Annotated in this window: 17 protein-coding genes; 10 read left to right on the top strand and 7 right to left on the bottom strand. The window is 53.6% G+C overall.

The features are described 5' to 3' along the window. Positions 1-153: 153 nt before the first annotated feature. From C2U43_RS18715 to iadA, 3 genes are read left to right on the top strand one after another with little or no spacing between them, the layout of a single operon-like run. Positions 154-813, top strand: coding sequence for a nucleoside recognition domain-containing protein (locus tag C2U43_RS18715; protein WP_103285622.1), 660 nt, complete (start codon positions 154-156; stop codon positions 811-813). A gap of 1 nt (position 814) precedes the next feature. After that, positions 815-1276, top strand: coding sequence for a YjiG family protein (locus C2U43_RS18710; protein WP_003835099.1), 462 nt, complete (start codon positions 815-817; stop codon positions 1274-1276). A gap of 11 nt (positions 1277-1287) precedes the next feature. After that, positions 1288-2451, top strand: coding sequence for a beta-aspartyl-peptidase (gene iadA, locus C2U43_RS18705; protein WP_008785436.1), 1164 nt, complete (start codon positions 1288-1290; stop codon positions 2449-2451). Between the two features lie 107 nt (positions 2452-2558). Here the strand turns inward: iadA and bcp are convergent, their stop codons facing one another. Continuing rightward, positions 2559-3029 (bottom strand): thioredoxin-dependent thiol peroxidase, encoded by a 471-nt coding sequence (bcp, locus tag C2U43_RS18700; protein ID WP_003835095.1) that lies wholly within the window; start codon positions 3027-3029, stop codon positions 2559-2561. Continuing rightward, positions 3029-3601 carry a glycine cleavage system transcriptional repressor gene (locus C2U43_RS18695; RefSeq protein ID WP_003037954.1) on the bottom strand — a complete coding sequence of 191 codons (573 nt, stop codon included), beginning with the start codon at positions 3599-3601 and terminating at the stop codon, positions 3029-3031. Before C2U43_RS18695 ends, bcp begins: the two co-directional genes overlap by 1 nt. A 145-nt stretch (positions 3602-3746) precedes the next feature. Between C2U43_RS18695 and dapA the strand changes: the two genes are divergently transcribed. The 6 genes from dapA to ypfH all read left to right on the top strand — a co-directional run bounded on the left by dapA (position 3747) and on the right by ypfH (position 10299). Beyond that, positions 3747-4625, top strand: coding sequence for a 4-hydroxy-tetrahydrodipicolinate synthase (dapA, locus tag C2U43_RS18690; protein ID WP_003037957.1), 879 nt, complete (start codon positions 3747-3749; stop codon positions 4623-4625). 16 nt (positions 4626-4641) lie between these two features. Then, positions 4642-5676: an outer membrane protein assembly factor BamC gene (gene bamC, locus C2U43_RS18685; protein WP_003835088.1), complete on the top strand. Its 1035-nt coding sequence runs from the start codon at positions 4642-4644 to the stop codon at positions 5674-5676. 111 nt (positions 5677-5787) lie between these two features. After that, positions 5788-6501 (top strand): phosphoribosylaminoimidazolesuccinocarboxamide synthase, encoded by a 714-nt coding sequence (gene purC, locus C2U43_RS18680; RefSeq protein ID WP_003835086.1) that lies wholly within the window; start codon positions 5788-5790, stop codon positions 6499-6501. Between the two features lie 128 nt (positions 6502-6629). Continuing rightward, positions 6630-7496 carry a KPN_02809 family neutral zinc metallopeptidase gene (ypfJ, locus tag C2U43_RS18675; protein WP_003037967.1) on the top strand — a complete coding sequence of 289 codons (867 nt, stop codon included), beginning with the start codon at positions 6630-6632 and terminating at the stop codon, positions 7494-7496. Between the two features lie 15 nt (positions 7497-7511). Then, positions 7512-9527, top strand: a complete 2016-nt coding sequence (locus C2U43_RS18670; RefSeq protein ID WP_103285621.1) for a tRNA(Met) cytidine acetyltransferase TmcA — start codon at positions 7512-7514, stop codon at positions 9525-9527. A gap of 73 nt (positions 9528-9600) precedes the next feature. Beyond that, the gene (gene ypfH / locus C2U43_RS18665; protein ID WP_103285620.1) at positions 9601-10299 is read left to right on the top strand and encodes an esterase; all 699 of its coding nucleotides are present in this window, start codon (positions 9601-9603) and stop codon (positions 10297-10299) included. Positions 10300-10402: 103 nt separating this feature from the next. Here ypfH and C2U43_RS18660 read toward each other — a convergent pair whose 3' ends face one another. The 3 genes from C2U43_RS18660 to C2U43_RS18650 are packed head-to-tail and all read right to left on the bottom strand — an operon-like array spanning position 10403 to position 12118. After that, a complete protein-coding gene (locus C2U43_RS18660) occupies positions 10403-10603 on the bottom strand; it encodes a YpfN family protein (protein ID WP_003835080.1) in 201 nt (66 codons plus the stop codon). 27 nt (positions 10604-10630) lie between these two features. Continuing rightward, positions 10631-11758, bottom strand: coding sequence for a succinyl-diaminopimelate desuccinylase (gene dapE, locus C2U43_RS18655; RefSeq protein ID WP_103285619.1), 1128 nt, complete (start codon positions 11756-11758; stop codon positions 10631-10633). 3 nt (positions 11759-11761) lie between these two features. Beyond that, positions 11762-12118: an ArsC family reductase gene (locus C2U43_RS18650; RefSeq protein WP_003835078.1), complete on the bottom strand. Its 357-nt coding sequence runs from the start codon at positions 12116-12118 to the stop codon at positions 11762-11764. Between the two features lie 389 nt (positions 12119-12507). Between C2U43_RS18650 and ypfM the strand changes: the two genes are divergently transcribed. Beyond that, the gene (ypfM, locus tag C2U43_RS18645; protein ID WP_001386977.1) at positions 12508-12567 is read left to right on the top strand and encodes a protein YpfM; all 60 of its coding nucleotides are present in this window, start codon (positions 12508-12510) and stop codon (positions 12565-12567) included. 75 nt (positions 12568-12642) lie between these two features. On the opposite strand, the gene acrD is transcribed toward ypfM, so the two are convergent. Together acrD and narQ are read right to left on the bottom strand one after the other, a co-directional pair. Further along, entirely contained in the window at positions 12643-15756 is a 3114-nt protein-coding gene (acrD, locus tag C2U43_RS18640; RefSeq protein WP_103285618.1) for a multidrug efflux RND transporter permease AcrD, read from the bottom strand. A gap of 184 nt (positions 15757-15940) precedes the next feature. Further along, a complete protein-coding gene (gene narQ / locus C2U43_RS18635; RefSeq protein WP_032944178.1) occupies positions 15941-17638 on the bottom strand; it encodes a nitrate/nitrite two-component system sensor histidine kinase NarQ in 1698 nt (565 codons plus the stop codon). Between the last annotated feature and the right edge of the window lie 111 nt (positions 17639-17749).

Here is a 17749-nt window from a genome sequence, read left to right as displayed (position 1 = left end):
GCGATATCATGTCGCCGGATCTGAACTTGTCTGACCTCTATCCACACTTTCTGAATAATCTCTTCTGCTGTCGTTTTTCTCCGCATTTATCTTTAACTTGACCTGCGTGATGTCTTTTAGTCACACAAGGATTAAGGCCAACAGGAGAACAAAATGGGTCACAGCACACACACGCAGCAAAAGGTGGGATTGGGCGGTTATCTCGCTTTTTTTATTACGATTATTCTTTTTTCCGGCATGTTTGCGAAAAGTACCGAATGGTGGCGGGTCTTTGACTTCACCGTCCTCAACGGTGCGTTTGGGCAGATTAATGCTGCGGGCGACACGGCGGTCTCTTTTCGTGGCACAGGGGGGATGGGGGCAAAAGACGGCTTCTTATTCGCGCTTGAGCTGGCGCCTTCCGTCATTCTTTCGCTCGGGATTATTTCTGTCACCGAAGGGCTGGGTGGGTTGCGCGCGGCACAACAGCTGATGACGCCGGTCCTGCGTCCGTTACTGGGCATTCCGGGTATTTGTTCGCTGGCGTTGATTGCGAATTTGCAAAATACCGATGCCGCGGCCGGGATGACCAAAGAAATGGCGGAAGAGGGCATTATCACAGAGCAGGAACGCGCTATTTTTGCCTGCTGGCAAACCAGCGGCAGCGCATGCATTACCAACTATTTTTCTTCTGGCGCAGCGCTGTTTACGATGGTGACCGTTCCGGTGATTACGCCGCTGGCGGTGATCCTTGTCTTCAAATTTGTGGGCGCAAACCTGTTGCGTGTATGGATCGCGCATCTGGAAAATCGCCGTATGCAGCAGGAGGCGTGAGATGACAACACAGGTACGTAAAAACGTCATGGATATGTTTATCGATGGCGCACGGCGCGGGTTTACCATTGCAACAACCAGTCTGTTGCCTAACGTGGTGATGGCGTTTGTGATTATACAGGCGCTGAAGGTGACAGGGCTGCTCGAGGTTGTCGGGCGGGTATGCGAGCCGGTAATGGCGCTGTGGGGGCTGCCGGGGGAATCTGCCACTGTGCTGCTGGCAGCGGTGATGAGTATGGGAGGCGGCGTCGGCGTGTGCGCCAGCCTGGTTGTCGCCGGAACGCTTTCGGGACATGATGCCACGGTGTTGTTACCGGCTATCTACCTGATGGGAAATCCGGTGCAAAATGTGGGCCGTTGTCTGGGGACCGCGGGGGTTCATCCTCGTTATTACCCGCTAATTATTGCGGTATGCGTCATTAATGCGCTGCTCTCTATTTGGGTTATGCAGGTTATTGCCTGACAAGGAAGGTTATGAACTGTTCAATTCTTGATTTGACGTTGTTCCAGCAGGGACACGTGTATGCGCCGGAAGATTTAGGGCGACAGGACATACTGGTCTCCGGCAGCAAAATTGTTGCCATCGCCCCGTCAATTTCTCCTGAAGACTTTCCCGGTTGCGAGTGTATCAATCTTGACGGCGCGATTGTGTGCCCAGGATTTATCGATCAACACGTCCATCTTATTGGCGGCGGCGGGGAGGCGGGGCCGCATACCCGCACGCCGGAAGTGCGCTTGTCACGGCTGGTTGAAGCTGGCGTCACGTCGGTGGTGGGTTTGCTGGGGACCGATGGCATTACCCGTCACCCGGAATCGCTGCTGGCAAAAACCCGCGCGCTGGAGTTTGAAGGCATCAGCGCATGGATGCTGACCGGGGCGTATTCTCTGCCTTCCCCGACGATCACCGGCAGTATCGATCGCGATGTGGCGCTGATTGATAAAGTTATTGGCGTGAAATGTGCGGTTTCGGACCATCGTTCTTCAGCCCCGGATACTTCGGCGCTGGCAAATATGGCGGCGCAGTCGCGTGTCGGCGGGTTGTTAGGGCGCAAACCGGGGATCAGCGTTTTCCATATGGGCGACAGCCCGCGCATGCTGGAACCGTTGTACCAGATCCTTGACTGTTGCGATGTGCCGATTACTAAACTGTTGCCGACACACGTTAACCGTGCGGAACCGTTGTTCCAGGCGGCGCTGGAGTATGCCCGTAAAGGCGGTTATATCGACATTACCAGCAGCATTGATGAGCCCGTCGACCCGGCCACGGCTATCGCCACGGCGCTGCGCCAGAACGTGCCGCTGTCGCGCATTACCCTTAGCTCGGATGGCAACGGCAGCCAGCCGGAATTTGATGAGCTTGGCAATCTCACCGGCATCGGTGTCGCGGGGTTTGAATCACTGGCTGAGACGGTGCGCCAGTTGGTGAAGGTTCATGCCATACCGCTGGAACAGGCGCTGTGTCCGCTTACGCGTACGGTCGCAGAATTTTTGGCACTGGAGCATAAAGGGCGTCTGGCGGTGGGATGCGATGCGGACATTCTGGTGCTCAACGACGCGCTGGAAGTTCATCACCTGTGGGCGAAGGGAAAAGCCGTAGTCAGGGAGCAGAAAGCGTGTGTGAAAGGGACGTTTGAGTAACCGGGCGGTCATCTGCCGGATGTCGACGCTAACGCGTCTTATCCGGCCTACGTGCGTGCATTTGTAGGCCGGATAAGGCGTTCACGCCGCCATCCGGCATTTCACGGTCAGGCGTTCTCTTTCAGCCAATTCATTACCACGTCGTGGTGGTTGCTGGTTTTGAAGTCATCAAACACATGCTCAATTTTCCCTTCGGCATCAATCAGGAAGCTGATGCGGTGGATGCCATCGTAGGTTTTGCCCATAAATGACTTCTCACCCCAGACGCCGAACTGCTCGCAAACCTGATGATCTTCATCGGACAGGAGCGTGAAATTCAGGACTTCTTTCTCCGCGAATCGGGAAAGCTTCTCTGGTTTGTCGGTGCTGATCCCCAGCACTTCAACACCCGCTTTTTTTAACTCATCCATGTTATCGCGCAGGCCGCAGGCCTGTACGGTACAGCCGGGTGTCATGGCTTTCGGGTAAAAATAAACCAGAACACGCTGTCCCTGGAAGTCGGTTAAATTTACTTGTTCTCCGTCTTGATCCGGCAAGCTAAATTTCGGTGCGATATCACCGGCTTTCAGTGGGTTCATTACTTAACTCCATCCTGTTCATCATGCTGTGAGTAATTGACGACGTTAATACTGCCTTGCGCATTGAGTTCTGTACAGAGTGCTTTAAACGCATCTTCAATATTTGCCGAATCATGTGACGCAGGACTATGTGCGGTAATTTGAATAAACAACTGCGCCGCCTTTCCATTCTCAGCCGGTTGCGTGCGTGAAACCAGTTCCGCAATATTCATTTGGTGGCTGTCAAACAGAGCGGTGAAGCGTTCAATCAAATGGGGAGAATCAGGGACATCGACCTGCACCCATACCGTAGCAGGCATTGCCGGACGGGGGCGCGCGGTCGTGCGCTTCATCACAATGAGTAAATCCAGCTCTGCGCCTTTTAATGGCAGGGTTGATTCAATCAGGGTGATGGCATTCCAGGTGCCCGACAGCAACATGATAAACGTGAACTCATCACCCAGCATGGCCAGTCGGCTGTCTTCGATATTACAGCCGCAACTGCTGACATGACGCGTGATGGTGTTCACAATTCCTGGGCGATCGGCACCCAGCGCAGTAATGACCAGATAGTGTTGCGATGACGATGTCAAACCTGTTCTTCCTTTGAGCGGTGAGGTAATCATAAGGAAAGCATAAAAAAAACATGCATACAACAATCAGAACGGCTCTGGTCGCTTGCTTTTATTGTCGTACCAAACGTACCATTGAGACACTTGTTTGCACAGAGGATGGCCCATGTTCACGGGAAGTATTGTCGCGCTTGTTACGCCGATGGATGAGAAAGGTAAAGTCTGCCGGTCGAGCCTGAAAAAACTGATTGATTATCATGTCGCCAGCGGCACCTCGGCGATCGTTTCTGTTGGCACCACCGGTGAGTCCGCCACCCTGAGTCATGATGAACATGGCGATGTGGTGATGATGACGCTGGAACTGGCTGACGGGCGTATTCCGGTGATTGCCGGAACCGGCGCCAATGCGACCGCGGAAGCCATTAGTCTGACGCAGCGTTTCAACGACAGCGGTGTTGTCGGCTGCCTGACGGTGACGCCTTACTACAACCGCCCAACCCAGGAAGGTTTGTTCCAGCATTTCAAAGCCATCGCTGAGCATACTGACCTGCCGCAAATTCTGTATAATGTGCCGTCCCGTACTGGCTGCGATATGCTGCCGGAAACCGTGGGTCGTCTGGCGAAAGTTAAAAATATTATCGCTATTAAAGAGGCCACGGGGAACTTAAGTCGCGTTCACCAGATCAAAGAGCTGGTTTCGGACGACTTTATTCTGCTCAGCGGTGATGACGCGACCGGACTGGATTTTATGCAGCTCGGTGGTCATGGCGTGATTTCCGTAACGTCTAACGTTGCGGCACGTGATATGGCTGAAATGTGCAAACTGGCGGCAGCCGGGCAATTTGCCGAGGCGCGGGTGATTAACCAGCGTCTGATGCCGTTACACAACAAACTATTTGTCGAACCCAATCCTATCCCCGTGAAATGGGCGTGTAAGGAGTTGGGACTTGTGGCGACCGATACGCTACGTCTGCCGATGACGCCAATCACGGACAATGCTCGTGAAATCGTCAAAGCGGCGCTTAAGCATGCCGGTTTGCTGTAAAGTTTAGGGAGATTTGATGGCTTACTCAGTACAAAAGTCGCGCCTGGCCAAGGTTGCGGGTGTTTCGCTTGTTATGTTGCTCGCGGCCTGTAGCTCTGACTCGCGCTATAAGCGCCAGGTGAGCGGTGATGAATCCTATCTGGAGGCCGCACCGCTTGCTGAGCTTCATGCTCCAGCTGGGATGATTTTGCCGGTTATGTCGGGCGACTATAATATCCCGGTAACCAACGGCAGTGGTGCCGTGGGTAAAGCGCTGGATATTCGTCCACCGGCTCAGCCGTTAGCATTAGTCACCGGTGCTCGCACACAGATCGCGGGTGATACGTCGACATTACTGGTGGAAAACGGTCGTGGCAACACACTGTGGCCGCAGGTCGTTAGCGTCATTCAGTCTAAAAACTACACGATCACCAAACGTGATGATGCCAGCCAGACGTTGACCACCGACTGGGTTGACTGGAACCGTCTGGATGAAGACGAGCAGTACCGTGGACGTTATCAAATCTCGGTTAAACCGCAGGGCTATCAGCAAGCGGTAACGGTGAAACTGGTTAACCTCGAGCAGGCGGGTAAACCCGTAGCCGATGCGGCATCAATGCAGCGCTACAGCGCTGAGATGATGAACGTTATCTCTGCTGGTCTGGATAAAAACGCCACCGACGCCGCGAATGCCGCGCAGAACCGCTCTGCAGCCACCATGGATGTTCAGAGCGCCGCCGATGACACAGGTTTACCAATGCTGGTGGTACGTGGGCCGTTCAACGTGGTGTGGCAGCGTCTGCCGGCAGCGCTTGAGAAAGTGGGGATGAAGGTAACCGACAGCACCCGTTCTCAGGGCAGCATCGCGGTGACCTACAAACCACTGTCCGATAGCAACTGGCAGGAGTTGGGCGCAAGCGACCCGGGTCTGGTATCCGGCGACTATAAACTGCAGGTCGGTGATTTAGACAACCGCAGCAGCTTGCAGTTTATCGATCCGAAGGGGCATACCCTGACGCAAAGCCAGAACGACGCGCTGGTCGCCGTCTTCCAGGCAGCGTTCAGTAAGTAAAAATAAAGGGCTGGATAACTCCAGCCCTTTTTTTCTGATATGATACGCAAACGTGTGCGTCGGCAGAAAAACGCAATATTTATCGTTAATTCACACCCAGGAGTAATAAAGATGCAAAAGCAAGCTGAGTTGTATCGTGGTAAAGCGAAGACCGTATACAGCACGGAAAACCCGGACCTGTTGGTGCTCGAATTCCGCAATGATACGTCAGCAGGGGATGGCGCGCGCATTGAACAGTTTGACCGTAAAGGCATGGTGAACAACAAATTCAACCATTTCATTATGACTAAACTGCAAGAAGCGGGTATTCCTACCCAGATGGAGCGACTGCTTTCTGATACCGAATGTCTGGTGAAAAAACTGGAGATGGTACCGGTTGAATGTGTGGTACGTAACCGCGCGGCAGGCTCTCTGGTTAAGCGTTTAGGCGTTGAGGAAGGTATTGAGCTGAATCCGCCGCTGTTTGATCTGTTCCTGAAAAACGATGCTATGCACGATCCAATGATTAACGATTCCTATTGCGAAACTTTTGGTTGGGTGAGCAAAGAGAATCTGGCACGTATGAAAGAGCTGACCTACAAAGCTAACGACGTGCTGAAAAAGATGTTTGATGATGCTGGTCTGATTCTGGTCGACTTCAAACTTGAGTTTGGTTTGTATAAAGGTGAAGTGGTTCTGGGTGATGAATTCTCACCGGACGGTAGCCGCCTGTGGGACAAAGAAACGCTGGATAAAATGGACAAAGATCGCTTCCGCCAGAGTCTGGGCGGCCTGATCGAAGCCTATGAAGCCGTCGCGCATCGCCTGGGTGTGAAGTTAGACTAATCTTCCCCTGAGCCGGCGATCGCTCTCCGGCTCATTAACCCCACCTGATTTGATTACTATTTCTTATGGTAATCCTGTTCCGAACCGCCTACGATCATCATCATAATGAATAAAAAGTTGAGGTGATTATGCGCTGGCAAGGGCGTCGTGAAAGTGACAATGTGGAAGACAGACGAAACAGCTCTGGCGGCGGCCCCTCTATGGGTGGGCCTGGTTTTCGTCTGCCCAGTGGTAAAGGCGGCATCATCCTGCTGATTGTGGTGCTGGTGGCGGGTTACTATGGCGTGGATCTCACCGGGCTAATGACTGGCCAGCCGGTCTCCCAACAGCAATCATCACGCTCCATCAGCCCAAACGATGATGAAGCGGCAAAATTTACCTCGGTGATTCTGGCTACAACAGAAGATACCTGGGGACAGCAGTTTGAAAAAATGGGCCGCACCTACCAACAGCCGAAGCTGGTGATGTACCGGGGCGCGACGCGTACCGGCTGCGGCGCGGGTCAGTCCGTGATGGGGCCGTTTTATTGCCCGGCAGATGGTACGGTTTACATCGACCTTTCATTCTATGACGACATGAAAAACAAGCTGGGCGCTGATGGTGATTTTGCTCAGGGCTATGTTATCGCCCATGAAGTGGGTCACCACGTGCAGAAACTGCTGGGCATTGAACCTAAAGTTCGTCAGATGCAGCAGAATGCCTCACAGGCAGAAGTGAACCGTCTTTCCGTTCGAATGGAACTGCAGGCAGACTGCTTTGCCGGTGTCTGGGGCCACAGCATGCAGCAGCAGGGCGTACTGGAGTCTGGTGACCTGGAAGAGGCACTGAATGCCGCACAGGCCATTGGTGACGATCGTCTGCAACAGCAGGGACAAGGACGCGTCGTGCCGGACAGCTTTACTCACGGAACCTCTGAACAGCGTTTTACCTGGTTCAAACGCGGCTTTGACAGCGGCGATCCGGGGCAATGTAATACTTTTGGTAAAGGTATTTAAGATACTGAGGCAGGGATGTCCGATAACACGGCGCTGAGCGCGTTAACCGAACAAATGACCCACGAAGGGATCCGTCGTCTGCTGATTATCAGCGGCGAGGATAATTGGTGTCAGGAACAGGCATTAGCGCTACGTAGCACGTTACCCGGCGACTGGCTGTGGGTAGGGGAGCAAGCCCCTACCGAGCCGTGCTGTACGCCGCAGGCGCTAAAAACATTATTAGGGCGCGAGTTTCGTCATGCGGTTTTTGACGCAGGGCAGGGTTTTGACGCTGCGGCGTTTGCCGCCTTATGCGGCACACTGCTTGCTGGCAGTTGGCTGGTTTTGCTGACCCCACCCTGGCATTCCTGGCACACGCATCCGGACGCGGATTCACTACGCTGGAGCGATTGTGCTGAACCTATCCCTACACCGCACTTTATTGAACACGTCAAACGGGTGATTTCCCGCGATAGACAGGCTCTGCACTGGCAGCAGCATCAGCCGGTTTCCTGTCCGCACTTTCCTGCTCGCGCAGCCTGGCACGCGGCAACCGGCGAACCCCAGCCAGAACAGGCGATGGTATTAAATCAATTACTGACTATGCCTCCCGGTGTGGTTGCGGTGACGGCCGCACGGGGTCGGGGCAAGTCCGCTCTGGCAGGGCAACTCATAGCGCGGATTAACGGCACTGCGATTGTGACAGCGCCTGCCAAAGCGGCAACCGATGTGCTGGCGCAATTTGCCGGAGAGCGTTACCGTTTTATGGCCCCGGATGCGCTGTTAAGCAGTTCTGCAATCGCAGACTGGCTAATTGTGGATGAAGCCGCCGCGATCCCCGCGCCGCTGCTGCACCAACTGGTGGCGCGTTTTCCTCGTACGCTGTTAACCACTACAGTACAAGGCTACGAGGGTACGGGGAGAGGCTTCTTGCTGAAATTCTGTGCTCGCTTCCCCAATCTTCAACGCTATGAGTTGCAGCAACCGGTACGCTGGGCGCAGGGATGTCCGCTGGAGCAAATCGTCAGCGATGCGCTGGTGTTTGATGATGAAACGTTCACGCATGCCCCATTGGGGGAGCTTCACTTCTCGGCATTTGAGCAACAGTCCTGGCATGCTAATCCGGCGCTGCCGTTAGCGGTATACCAGCTGCTTTCTGGCGCGCATTATCGCACCTCGCCATTGGACCTGCGGCGAATGATGGACGCGCCTGGACAGCATTTTCTTCAGGCATCAACCGCTGACTCCGTGGCGGGGGCTGTCTGGTTGGTCGATGAAGGGGGACTATCCGCGGAATTAAGCCAGGCCGTCTGGGCCGGATATCGTCGACCGAGAGGGAATCTGGTTGCGCAGTCGCTGGCGGCGCACGGTGGTGACCCGTTGGCGGCGACGCTCGTCGGGAGACGGGTCAGTCGAATTGCGGTTCATCCTGCGCGCCAAAGAGAAGGTATTGGGCAACAGCTGATTATGCTGGCCTACCGCTATTCCACATCGTGTGACTATCTGTCGGTCAGTTTTGGGTATACGGCTGAACTATGGCGTTTCTGGCAACGTTGCGGTTTTGTGCTGGTGCGAATGGGAAATCATCGGGAAGCCAGCAGCGGCTGTTATACCGCCATGGCGTTACTTCCCATTAGCGAAGCGGGGAAACGCCTTGCCGAGCGGGAGCACCAGCATTTGCGCCGTGATGCGGAAATCCTTGCGCGATGGAACGGTGAGAGCATTCCGCTGGTCCCGCTGAAAGAGACTACGCTTAATGAGGATGACTGGGCTGAGCTGGCCGGGTTTGCCTTCGCGCATCGGCCATTATTGACGTCGCTAGGCTGTCTGAGTCGTCTGCTTGAGCACAGTGAGTTACCTCTTCCGGCCTTGCGCGGACGCATCCAGGCTAAACGTAGCGACGCCGAATTGTGCCAACAGCTCAAGATTTCTGGTCGTAAAGCGTTGCTGGTCATTCAGCGCGCCGAAGCGGCACAGGCATTAAATCAGCTGGATGCAGAGCGTGAACAGCGGCTACATAATCGCATTATGCAATGGCAATTTTTTCACTAACTTCTTCAATTTCCTGGCATGGTCATTGCGGTTAAGCGGCGTAGAATGATTCTCATCAGCTAAGGAGAACGCCATGAAACATGACCATTTTGTTGTTCAAAGTCCCGATAAACCCGCTCAACAGCTACTGCTGCTGTTTCATGGCGTCGGCGATAACCCGGTTGCTATGGGCGAAATTGGCACCTGGTTTGCGCCGCTGTTTCCGGATGCGCTAATCGTTAGCATTGGCGGGGCAGAGCCTTACGGGACGACGTCCGGACGTCAGTGGTTTTCGGTGCAGGGCGTAACAGAAGAGAATCGTCAGGCACGTGTTGACGCCATTATGCCGGTGTTTATCGAAACCGTGCGCTACTGGCAGAAGCAAAGCGGCGTTTCGCCGCAGGCAACCGCGCTGATTGGCTTTTCTCAGGGTTCGATTATGTCACTTGAGAGCATCAAAGCTGAGCCGGGGCTGGCGTCGCGGGTCATCGCCTTCAATGGCCGCTATGCCACCTTGCCAGAGGCTGCAACCACCGCGACGACGGTGCATTTGATTCACGGTGGTGAAGACCGGGTAATTGAGTTATCTCATGCCGTTGCCGCGCAGGAAGCGTTAATTCGAGCTGGAGGAGATGTGACGCTGGATATCGTCGAAAATCTGGGGCACGCCATTGATGAACGCAGCATGCAGTTTGCGCTCGATCATCTGCGTTTTACCGTACCGAAGCACTACTTTGATGAAGCGCTGAGCGGCGGTAAGCCTCACGATGATGATGTGATTACCATGATCTGATTGATCACCGTAGGCCGGATAACACGCGAAACGTTACCAGCCGGCACGTAATGCCCGGTGGCGCTAACGCTTACCGGGCCTACGGGACTTATCGGCCTACTAATTATTTCTTCGGTTGGTCCTTATTCGGCCAATCGTCGTCGTCATCCCATTTATCGTTAAAGTCACGATGCGGGGGAAGCTCCGGCTTGTTGGCAAGAAATTTCTTGTGATCGACGCGCTTGAGATCTTTAATCACGTTCAGCAGCACGCCTACCAGAAACACCAACACCAGAATCCACCAATATTTTGCCAGCCAATCCATGCTCATTTCCTCTTACAGGAACACTCATCAGGCGACGAGTTGCTCCATGATACGTTGATACATACGGGCAAGCAGCTGCAGGTCGGCGGCATTAACACATTCATTAATTTTATGAATAGTGGCGTTGACCGGCCCAAGTTCTACTACCTGCGCCCCCATGCGGGCAATAAAACGCCCGTCGGACGTCCCGCCTGTAGTCAGTAACTGCGGTTTAATCTCATTATAGTGCTCAATGGCGTTCACCACTGCATCCACCAGTTTACCGCGTTCGGTCAGGAACGGCTGACCGGAAAGCCACCAGTCGACGGTATAACGCAGCTGATGTTTATCCAGCAGCGCGTGAACCCGTGCTTTAATCATCTCATCGGTCAGCTCAGTGCTGAAACGGAAGTTGAACTGGATAAACAGTTCTCCAGGGATAACGTTGTTGCTGCCGGTTCCAGCCTGGATATTGGCAATCTGCATGCTGGTCGCCGGGAAGAATTCGTTACCCTGATCCCACTCGATCGCCACCAGTTCGTTGAGCATGGGGGCCGCGCGGTGTACCGGGTTATCGGCCAGATGCGGATAGGCTACGTGGCCCTGCACGCCGTGAATGGTCAGGTTGCAGGTCAGTGAACCACGACGTCCATTTTTCACCACGTCGCCAACGATTTCCGTGCTGGATGGCTCACCCACCAGGCAATAATCCAGTCGTTCATTACGCGCCATCAGCGCTTCAACCACCTTCACGGTGCCGTTTTTGGCGCTGGCTTCTTCGTCAGACGTTATCAAAAAGGCCAGACGACCCTGATGGTTTGGATGCTGGGCGACAAAACGTTCTGCGGCCACGACCATCGCCGCCAGTGAACCCTTCATATCGGCAGCGCCACGCCCGAACAACATGCCATCGCGAATGGTCGGTTCGAACGGTGGATTGATCCAGCGATCGACATCGCCGGCAGGCACTACGTCGGTGTGACCGGCAAATGCCAGGGTCTCACCTTTACCGCGCCATGCCCAAAAATTCTGTGTGTCACCAAAGTCCATTCGCTCAACGGTAAAACCTACCGCGCGCAGGCGTTCAATCATTAACGCCTGGCACCCGGCATCATCCGGGCTCAGGGAAGGACGGCGAATAAGCTGCTGTGTCAGCTCAATGACCGGGCACGACATAGACTACACCTCATTAAAAAACAGAGTATAACTGGATTCACTGAAACCAAGCAGCATAGGCTTACCCGGCGCGCAGAGCAATGGGCGTTTGATAATTGCTGGCATTTCAATCATCAACGCGGCGGCGGAAGCCGCATCGGTGATTTGACTGCGCGTGGATTCATCGAGTTTACGCCAGGTAGTTCCACGCGTATTGAGCAGCGCCTCCCAACCTAATTCGCTGATAAAGGACTGTAATAGCGTGTTGTCCAGACCGTCGACGCGATAATCATGAAAGCGGTAGTCAATACCTTGAGCCTCCAACCAGCGTCTGGCTTTTTTAATCGTGTCGCAATTCTTAATGCCGTAAAGGGTGATCATTTGAATCCTTATTGACGTAACTTGAATATTTATTCTTTTATTCTGTGGCAATGAATAATACATATTGTCATTCAATCGTTATAGAAAAATATAACATTGTTGAACAACAGTGAATAATGATTCCTGAAAGCTCCAAAAAATACCGTATAACTAAAAATCAGAATCTGCCTGTTTGCATCAGCCTGTTTTTCCATCAGAATTGCAAAAGTAGTAGATGATGTATGAATATTTCAAAATATTGCAGTAAGTCACATAAAATTTATGGGTATAGCGCATAGTGATCACATAAACCCCAAACACTGGAGGAATCAATCGCAACCATCGGTTAAATTGCCTTCTTTTAATGATGATGATTTCGTAGAATGCCCATAATAATAAGAGAGGTTGTTATGATTGAACGTGAACTGGGGAACTGGAAAGACTTTATCGAAGTGATGCTTCGTAAATAATTTTCTGGAAGAAATTCATATCCTGTAAAGGATAAAAAAAGGCGACTCAACGTAAGTCGCCTTTTTTGTGTCCGATTATTCTGGGCGTGGCTTCAATGGGAAGCGTCTGCGCACCAGCACAAAGAACAGGGGAACGAAGTAAATTGCCAGGATAGTGGCTGAAATCATTCCGCCCATTACGCCTGTCCCCACCGCATGTTGACCGCCAGAACCAGCGCCACTGCTGATGGTCATCGGCAGCACCCCGAAGATAAACGCCAGTGACGTCATCAGAATTGGGCGTAAACGTTGGCGACAAGCATGGAGCGTGGCGTCGAGCAGATCGTGTCCTTTCTCGTTCATCTCATTGGCGAATTCAACAATCAATATTGCGTTCTTCGCCGATAGCCCGATCACGGTAAGTAACCCGACCTGGAAATAAACATCGTTTTCCAGGCCGCGCATCCAGGTCGCCAGTAGCGCGCCAATAACCCCCAATGGCACGACCAGCATGACGGAGAAGGGTACCGACCAGCTTTCGTACAGTGCCGCCAGACACAGGAACACGACCAGCAAAGAAATGGCGTACAGGGCAGGGGCCTGAGAGCCCGACAGCCGTTCCTGATAAGACATCGCAGTCCATTCGAGGCCAAACCCTGTCGGCAACTGGCGCACCAGCGATTCCATCACGTCCATTGCCGTACCGGTACTGACGCCGGGCGCAGCTTCGCCGACAATCTCGACTGCGGAGTAGCCGTTATAGCGTTCCAGACGTGGAGAACCCGTTTCCCAGCGTGAAGTCGCAAAGGCCGAGAAAGGCACCATGCCACCGTTGTTATTGCGGACGTACCACAAGTTAATGTCGTCCGGGAGCATGCGATATTTTGCTGCCGCCTGCACGTAAACCTTCTTCACGCGGCCCCGGTCCATAAAGTCATTGACGTAGCTGGAACCCCAGGCCGTTTGCAATGTGTCGTTGATGTCGTCGATGGAAACGCCCAGAGCCTGGGCTTTGCGCTGATCGATATCAATTTGCAACTGTGGGCTGTCGTCCAGACCGTTATGACGAACGCGGGTCAGGGATGTGTCTTTCCCGGCCAGCTCAATGAGTTTGTCGCGCGCGGCCATTAACGCATCATGGCCCGCACCGGCGTGATCCTGCAGCTCCATATCGAAACCGGCAGAGCTTCCGAGGCCGCTGATAGCCGGAGGGCTGCTGGCGAAGACGCGGGCTTCTTTAATCTTATTAAAGGCTTTGGTCGCACGTTCGATGATGGCGAAAGAGGTTCCGGTAGTGGTGTCGCGCTCATCCCAGTCTTTTAAGCGGACAAACATACGTGCCACGTTTTGACCGTTCCCGCCAGGGCCAGAACCGACCGTGGAAAAGACTGACATAATGTTGTCTTTCTCATGGGTGAAGTAATACTTCTCCACTTCCTCAACCACTTTCAATGTTTGCTGCTGTGTGGAGCCGCTGGGCAGCTGTACCGAGGTGGTAAACATGCCGCGGTCTTCCAGCGGTAGGAAGGAGGTTGGCAGGCGCAGGAACAGGAAAACCATTCCACCGAGCAGCAGGACGTAGATCAGTATCCAGCGCAGACTGCGGTGCAGGATCCTGGCAACGCCTTTTTCGTAGCGCTCAGCGTTGCGATTAAACATCCGGTTAAACCAGCCGAAGAAACCGGTTTGTCCGTGATGCTCGCCCTTATGCAGCGGTTTGAGCAGGGTGGCGCACAGAGCGGGGGTCAGGATCATCGCCACCAGAACAGACAGCACCATGGCGGAGACGATAGTAATCGAGAACTGGCGGTAAATAGCCCCGGTAGTGCCGCCGAAGAAGGCCATCGGGATAAACACCGCTGACAGCACCATGGCGATACCGACCAGCGCACCCTGGATTTGCCCCATCGATTTCCGTGTCGCTTCCCGAGGTGAGAGTCCTTCCTCACTCATAATACGCTCGACGTTTTCCACCACCACAATGGCGTCATCGACCAGCAGGCCGATCGCCAGCACCATCGCAAACATCGTCAAGGTATTAACGCTATAGCCAAAGGCGTAAAGCACGGAGAAGGTACCCATCAGGACGACGGGAACGGCGATGGTGGGAATCAGCGTGGCGCGGAAGTTTTGCAGGAACAGGTACATCACGAGGAATACCAGTGCAATAGCTTCCAGCAGAGTTTTTACCACGTCGATGATTGAGGCTTTGACAAAGGAGGTGGTTTCATAAGCCACCTTATATTCCAGTCCGTGCGGAAAATATTGTGACAGCTCGTTCAGACGGTTAATGACCAGTGTTGCTGTCGCCATTTCATTGGCGCCTGAAGCCAGCTTCACGCCCAGGCCGGAGGCAGGATTTCCATTAAAGCGGCTGAGGTAATCATACTTTTCAGCACCCATTTCGACCGTCGCCACATCGCCCAGTTTAACTTCTGAACCATCCTGGTTGACGCGTAGCGTAATGGCGCGGAATTCATCCGGAGTCTGCAGTAGCGACTGGGCGTTGATCGTCGCGTTCAGCGCCTGCTTGTCCACCGAAGGCGTACCGCCAAGTTGTCCGACGGCAATCTGCGCATTCTGTGACTCGATAGCGTCGGTCACATCTTTAGCGGTCATCTGGAAACTGTTCAGTTTGGCCGGGTCAAGCCAGATACGCATGGAGTACTGTGAGCCGTAAGCGTCAATATCTCCCACGCCGTTAATACGGCTGAGTGGATCCTGAATGTTACTGGCGACGTAGTCGGCGATGTCCTGCTTATCCATTGAGCCATCGGTGGAGACAAAGGCGATAGTCAGAATATTGGTGTCCCCGGTCTTACGCACCGTGACCCCCTGATCCTGTACCGCCTGCGGCAGTTTACGCATTGCCGATTGCAGCTGGTTTTGCACCTGCTGGACGGCCTCGTCAGGATCGGTTCCGGCAACGAAGCTCAACGTAACCGTAGCCTGACCTGTCCCGCTGCTCTGCGATGACATGTACATCAGGTTATCGAGACCGGTCATGTTCTGCTCGATAACCTGGGTGACGGTGTTTTCCAGAGTCTGAGCCGAAGCGCCAGGATAGTTGGCGGTGACCCGCACGTTTGGCGGTGCCAGATCGGGATATTGCTCAACGGGCAGTGAAAAAATAGCCAGGGCTCCTGTCAGGCACAACAGGATAGCTAACACCCAGGCAAAAATGGGGCGATCGATGAAAAAATTCGCCATTAAAAGAGGACCTCGTGTTTCTGCGTATCGTTATGGGTATGGCTTGCTTCACTTTAGCGGCAAGGTACGGGTCAAACGTGGAGAAAAAAAGAAGATAATGTAAATTATCATGCCCGTTTACAGCATACCTTTCGTGCCAACGCCGTCAGGCCTGGATCCAGACCCGACAGCGCTTTGCGGTTCTTTACGTTAGCTCACTGTCTGATTCAGCCGAACGGAAACTGATGCTCACCAACGTGCCCCCTCCGGAGGGTTGAGAGAAGGTCAACGTGCCGCTGAGTCTTTCCGCCCGCTCACGCATAATATTGAGTCCATAGTGCCCTGCAGGCTCATGCGGCTCGCCAATGCCGATGCCGTTATCGCGGATATAAACCGTGTGGTTGCCGTCCGGAGCCGTTACGCAGCTGACGGCAATTTCGCTCGCACTGGCATGCTTAATGGCGTTCAGCACCGCTTCGCGGATGATCTGCAACAGGTGCACCTGCATTTGCGCATCCAGCGCCAGCGTGGGTAACCGACAGTCGAGTGTGAGTTTAGCTGAGGTTTGATTTTGCAGCGTTTCCAGCATTTCATGCAGGGCGGAGGGTAAGTCTGCCTGCTGTAAGGTCAGACGGAAGGTGGTGAGCAGTTCGCGTAGCTGACGGTAGGCATCGTTCAGCGCCTGGGAGAAATCCGCCATAATGCTTTGCGCCGGGGCGTTATCCTCCGGGATTGAACGTTTAAGCAACGTGAGCTGAATGCGTAAATAAGAGAGCACCTGCGCCAGCGAGTCGTGCAGCTCGCGTGCAATCGTCGCTCGCTCCTCCATTAACAACAGCTGCTGAAAATGTTTTTGCGCCTGGTTGAAGTACAACCCGCGTCCCAGCATCGAGGAGACGCTGTTGAGCAGCGGAGTAGAAGCATTGACGTTTGGACTTTGCCAGTGCAGTTCGCCGTAGACGGTTTCCTGCATGGTGACAGGCAGGATCTGCATCGGTAGCTCGAGGCTTTTAGTCCCTTCGCTAATCCGCCAGTTATCACCGACGGTGAGTTCAAGGAAATACGCGGCGTCATGTTCGCGGACGATCTGTAAAATATGGCGGAAGCAGTGCACGTCAATCTGGCTGGTATTTAACGCCTGGGAGCACTGATACAACACCTCCAGACGGCGATTGGCTTCGTGCAGATCGTGAGTTTTCTCGGCCACAGACGCTTCCAGCGAACGATACAGCTTGTGTAATTCACTCGACATCTGGCTAAACGTTTTGCCCAGCAACCCCAGTTCATTAGGCAAACCGGTATCCAGCGGTGGGATATCAAATTGACCGTGTTCAATTTGCTGACTGGCCATCACCAGTTTATTCAGCGGACGCACCACCTGCTGGCGAATGCGCCGCAGGGTAAAGAAGACGAGGGTGAATATGCCGATCCCGCCCGCCAGCGAGATGCCAAATACCAGCATTACTTTACGCTCGGCATAATGCTGCAACGCCAGCACGAAGAGATCGATCTGATCGACGTAGTTGTTGATGTTGGCCTGGTACCATTTTAAATCGCCGTCGATCAGGCGGGCGTTCATTTCCAGCCAGTTAGCATGCAGACGTCCATAGCGGCTTTTTACCGCTTGTGGCACATACCACGCGTTCAGATTCTGTAATGCTGGCGAGTTTAGCGCCTGCTGGAAAAGCTGGCGGTGGGCATTAAGCTGCGGGCTCTGGCTTTGTAGATCGTAACCCAGACGGTAGCTTTGCATGCGCAATGAGCCAGCAACGTTGATGGCTTCGGCATCTCGCAAGCTGCTGGTCAGCGTGAGCAGCGCAATACCCGTTGAGAGAATCGACAGCATCACTATGTAGAAAAAAGCTTTAGCCAGACTGGCCGAGACCGGACGCTTTACCGTCACTTGTGCATCCTCACACAATACACGTCGCGCCTGAAAACAGCGTGAACGATGCGGTGTATTTGATAAATGTTAATAAAACGCCATGAAACTGGATGGTAACTGAAACACAAT

It is taken from the genome of Citrobacter freundii complex sp. CFNIH9 (assembly GCF_002903305.1).
Classification (GTDB): Bacteria; Pseudomonadota; Gammaproteobacteria; order Enterobacterales; family Enterobacteriaceae; genus Citrobacter; species Citrobacter portucalensis.
The sequence above is the reverse complement of the archived record's forward strand: the minus strand, read 5'-3'. Positions and strand labels throughout refer to the sequence as shown.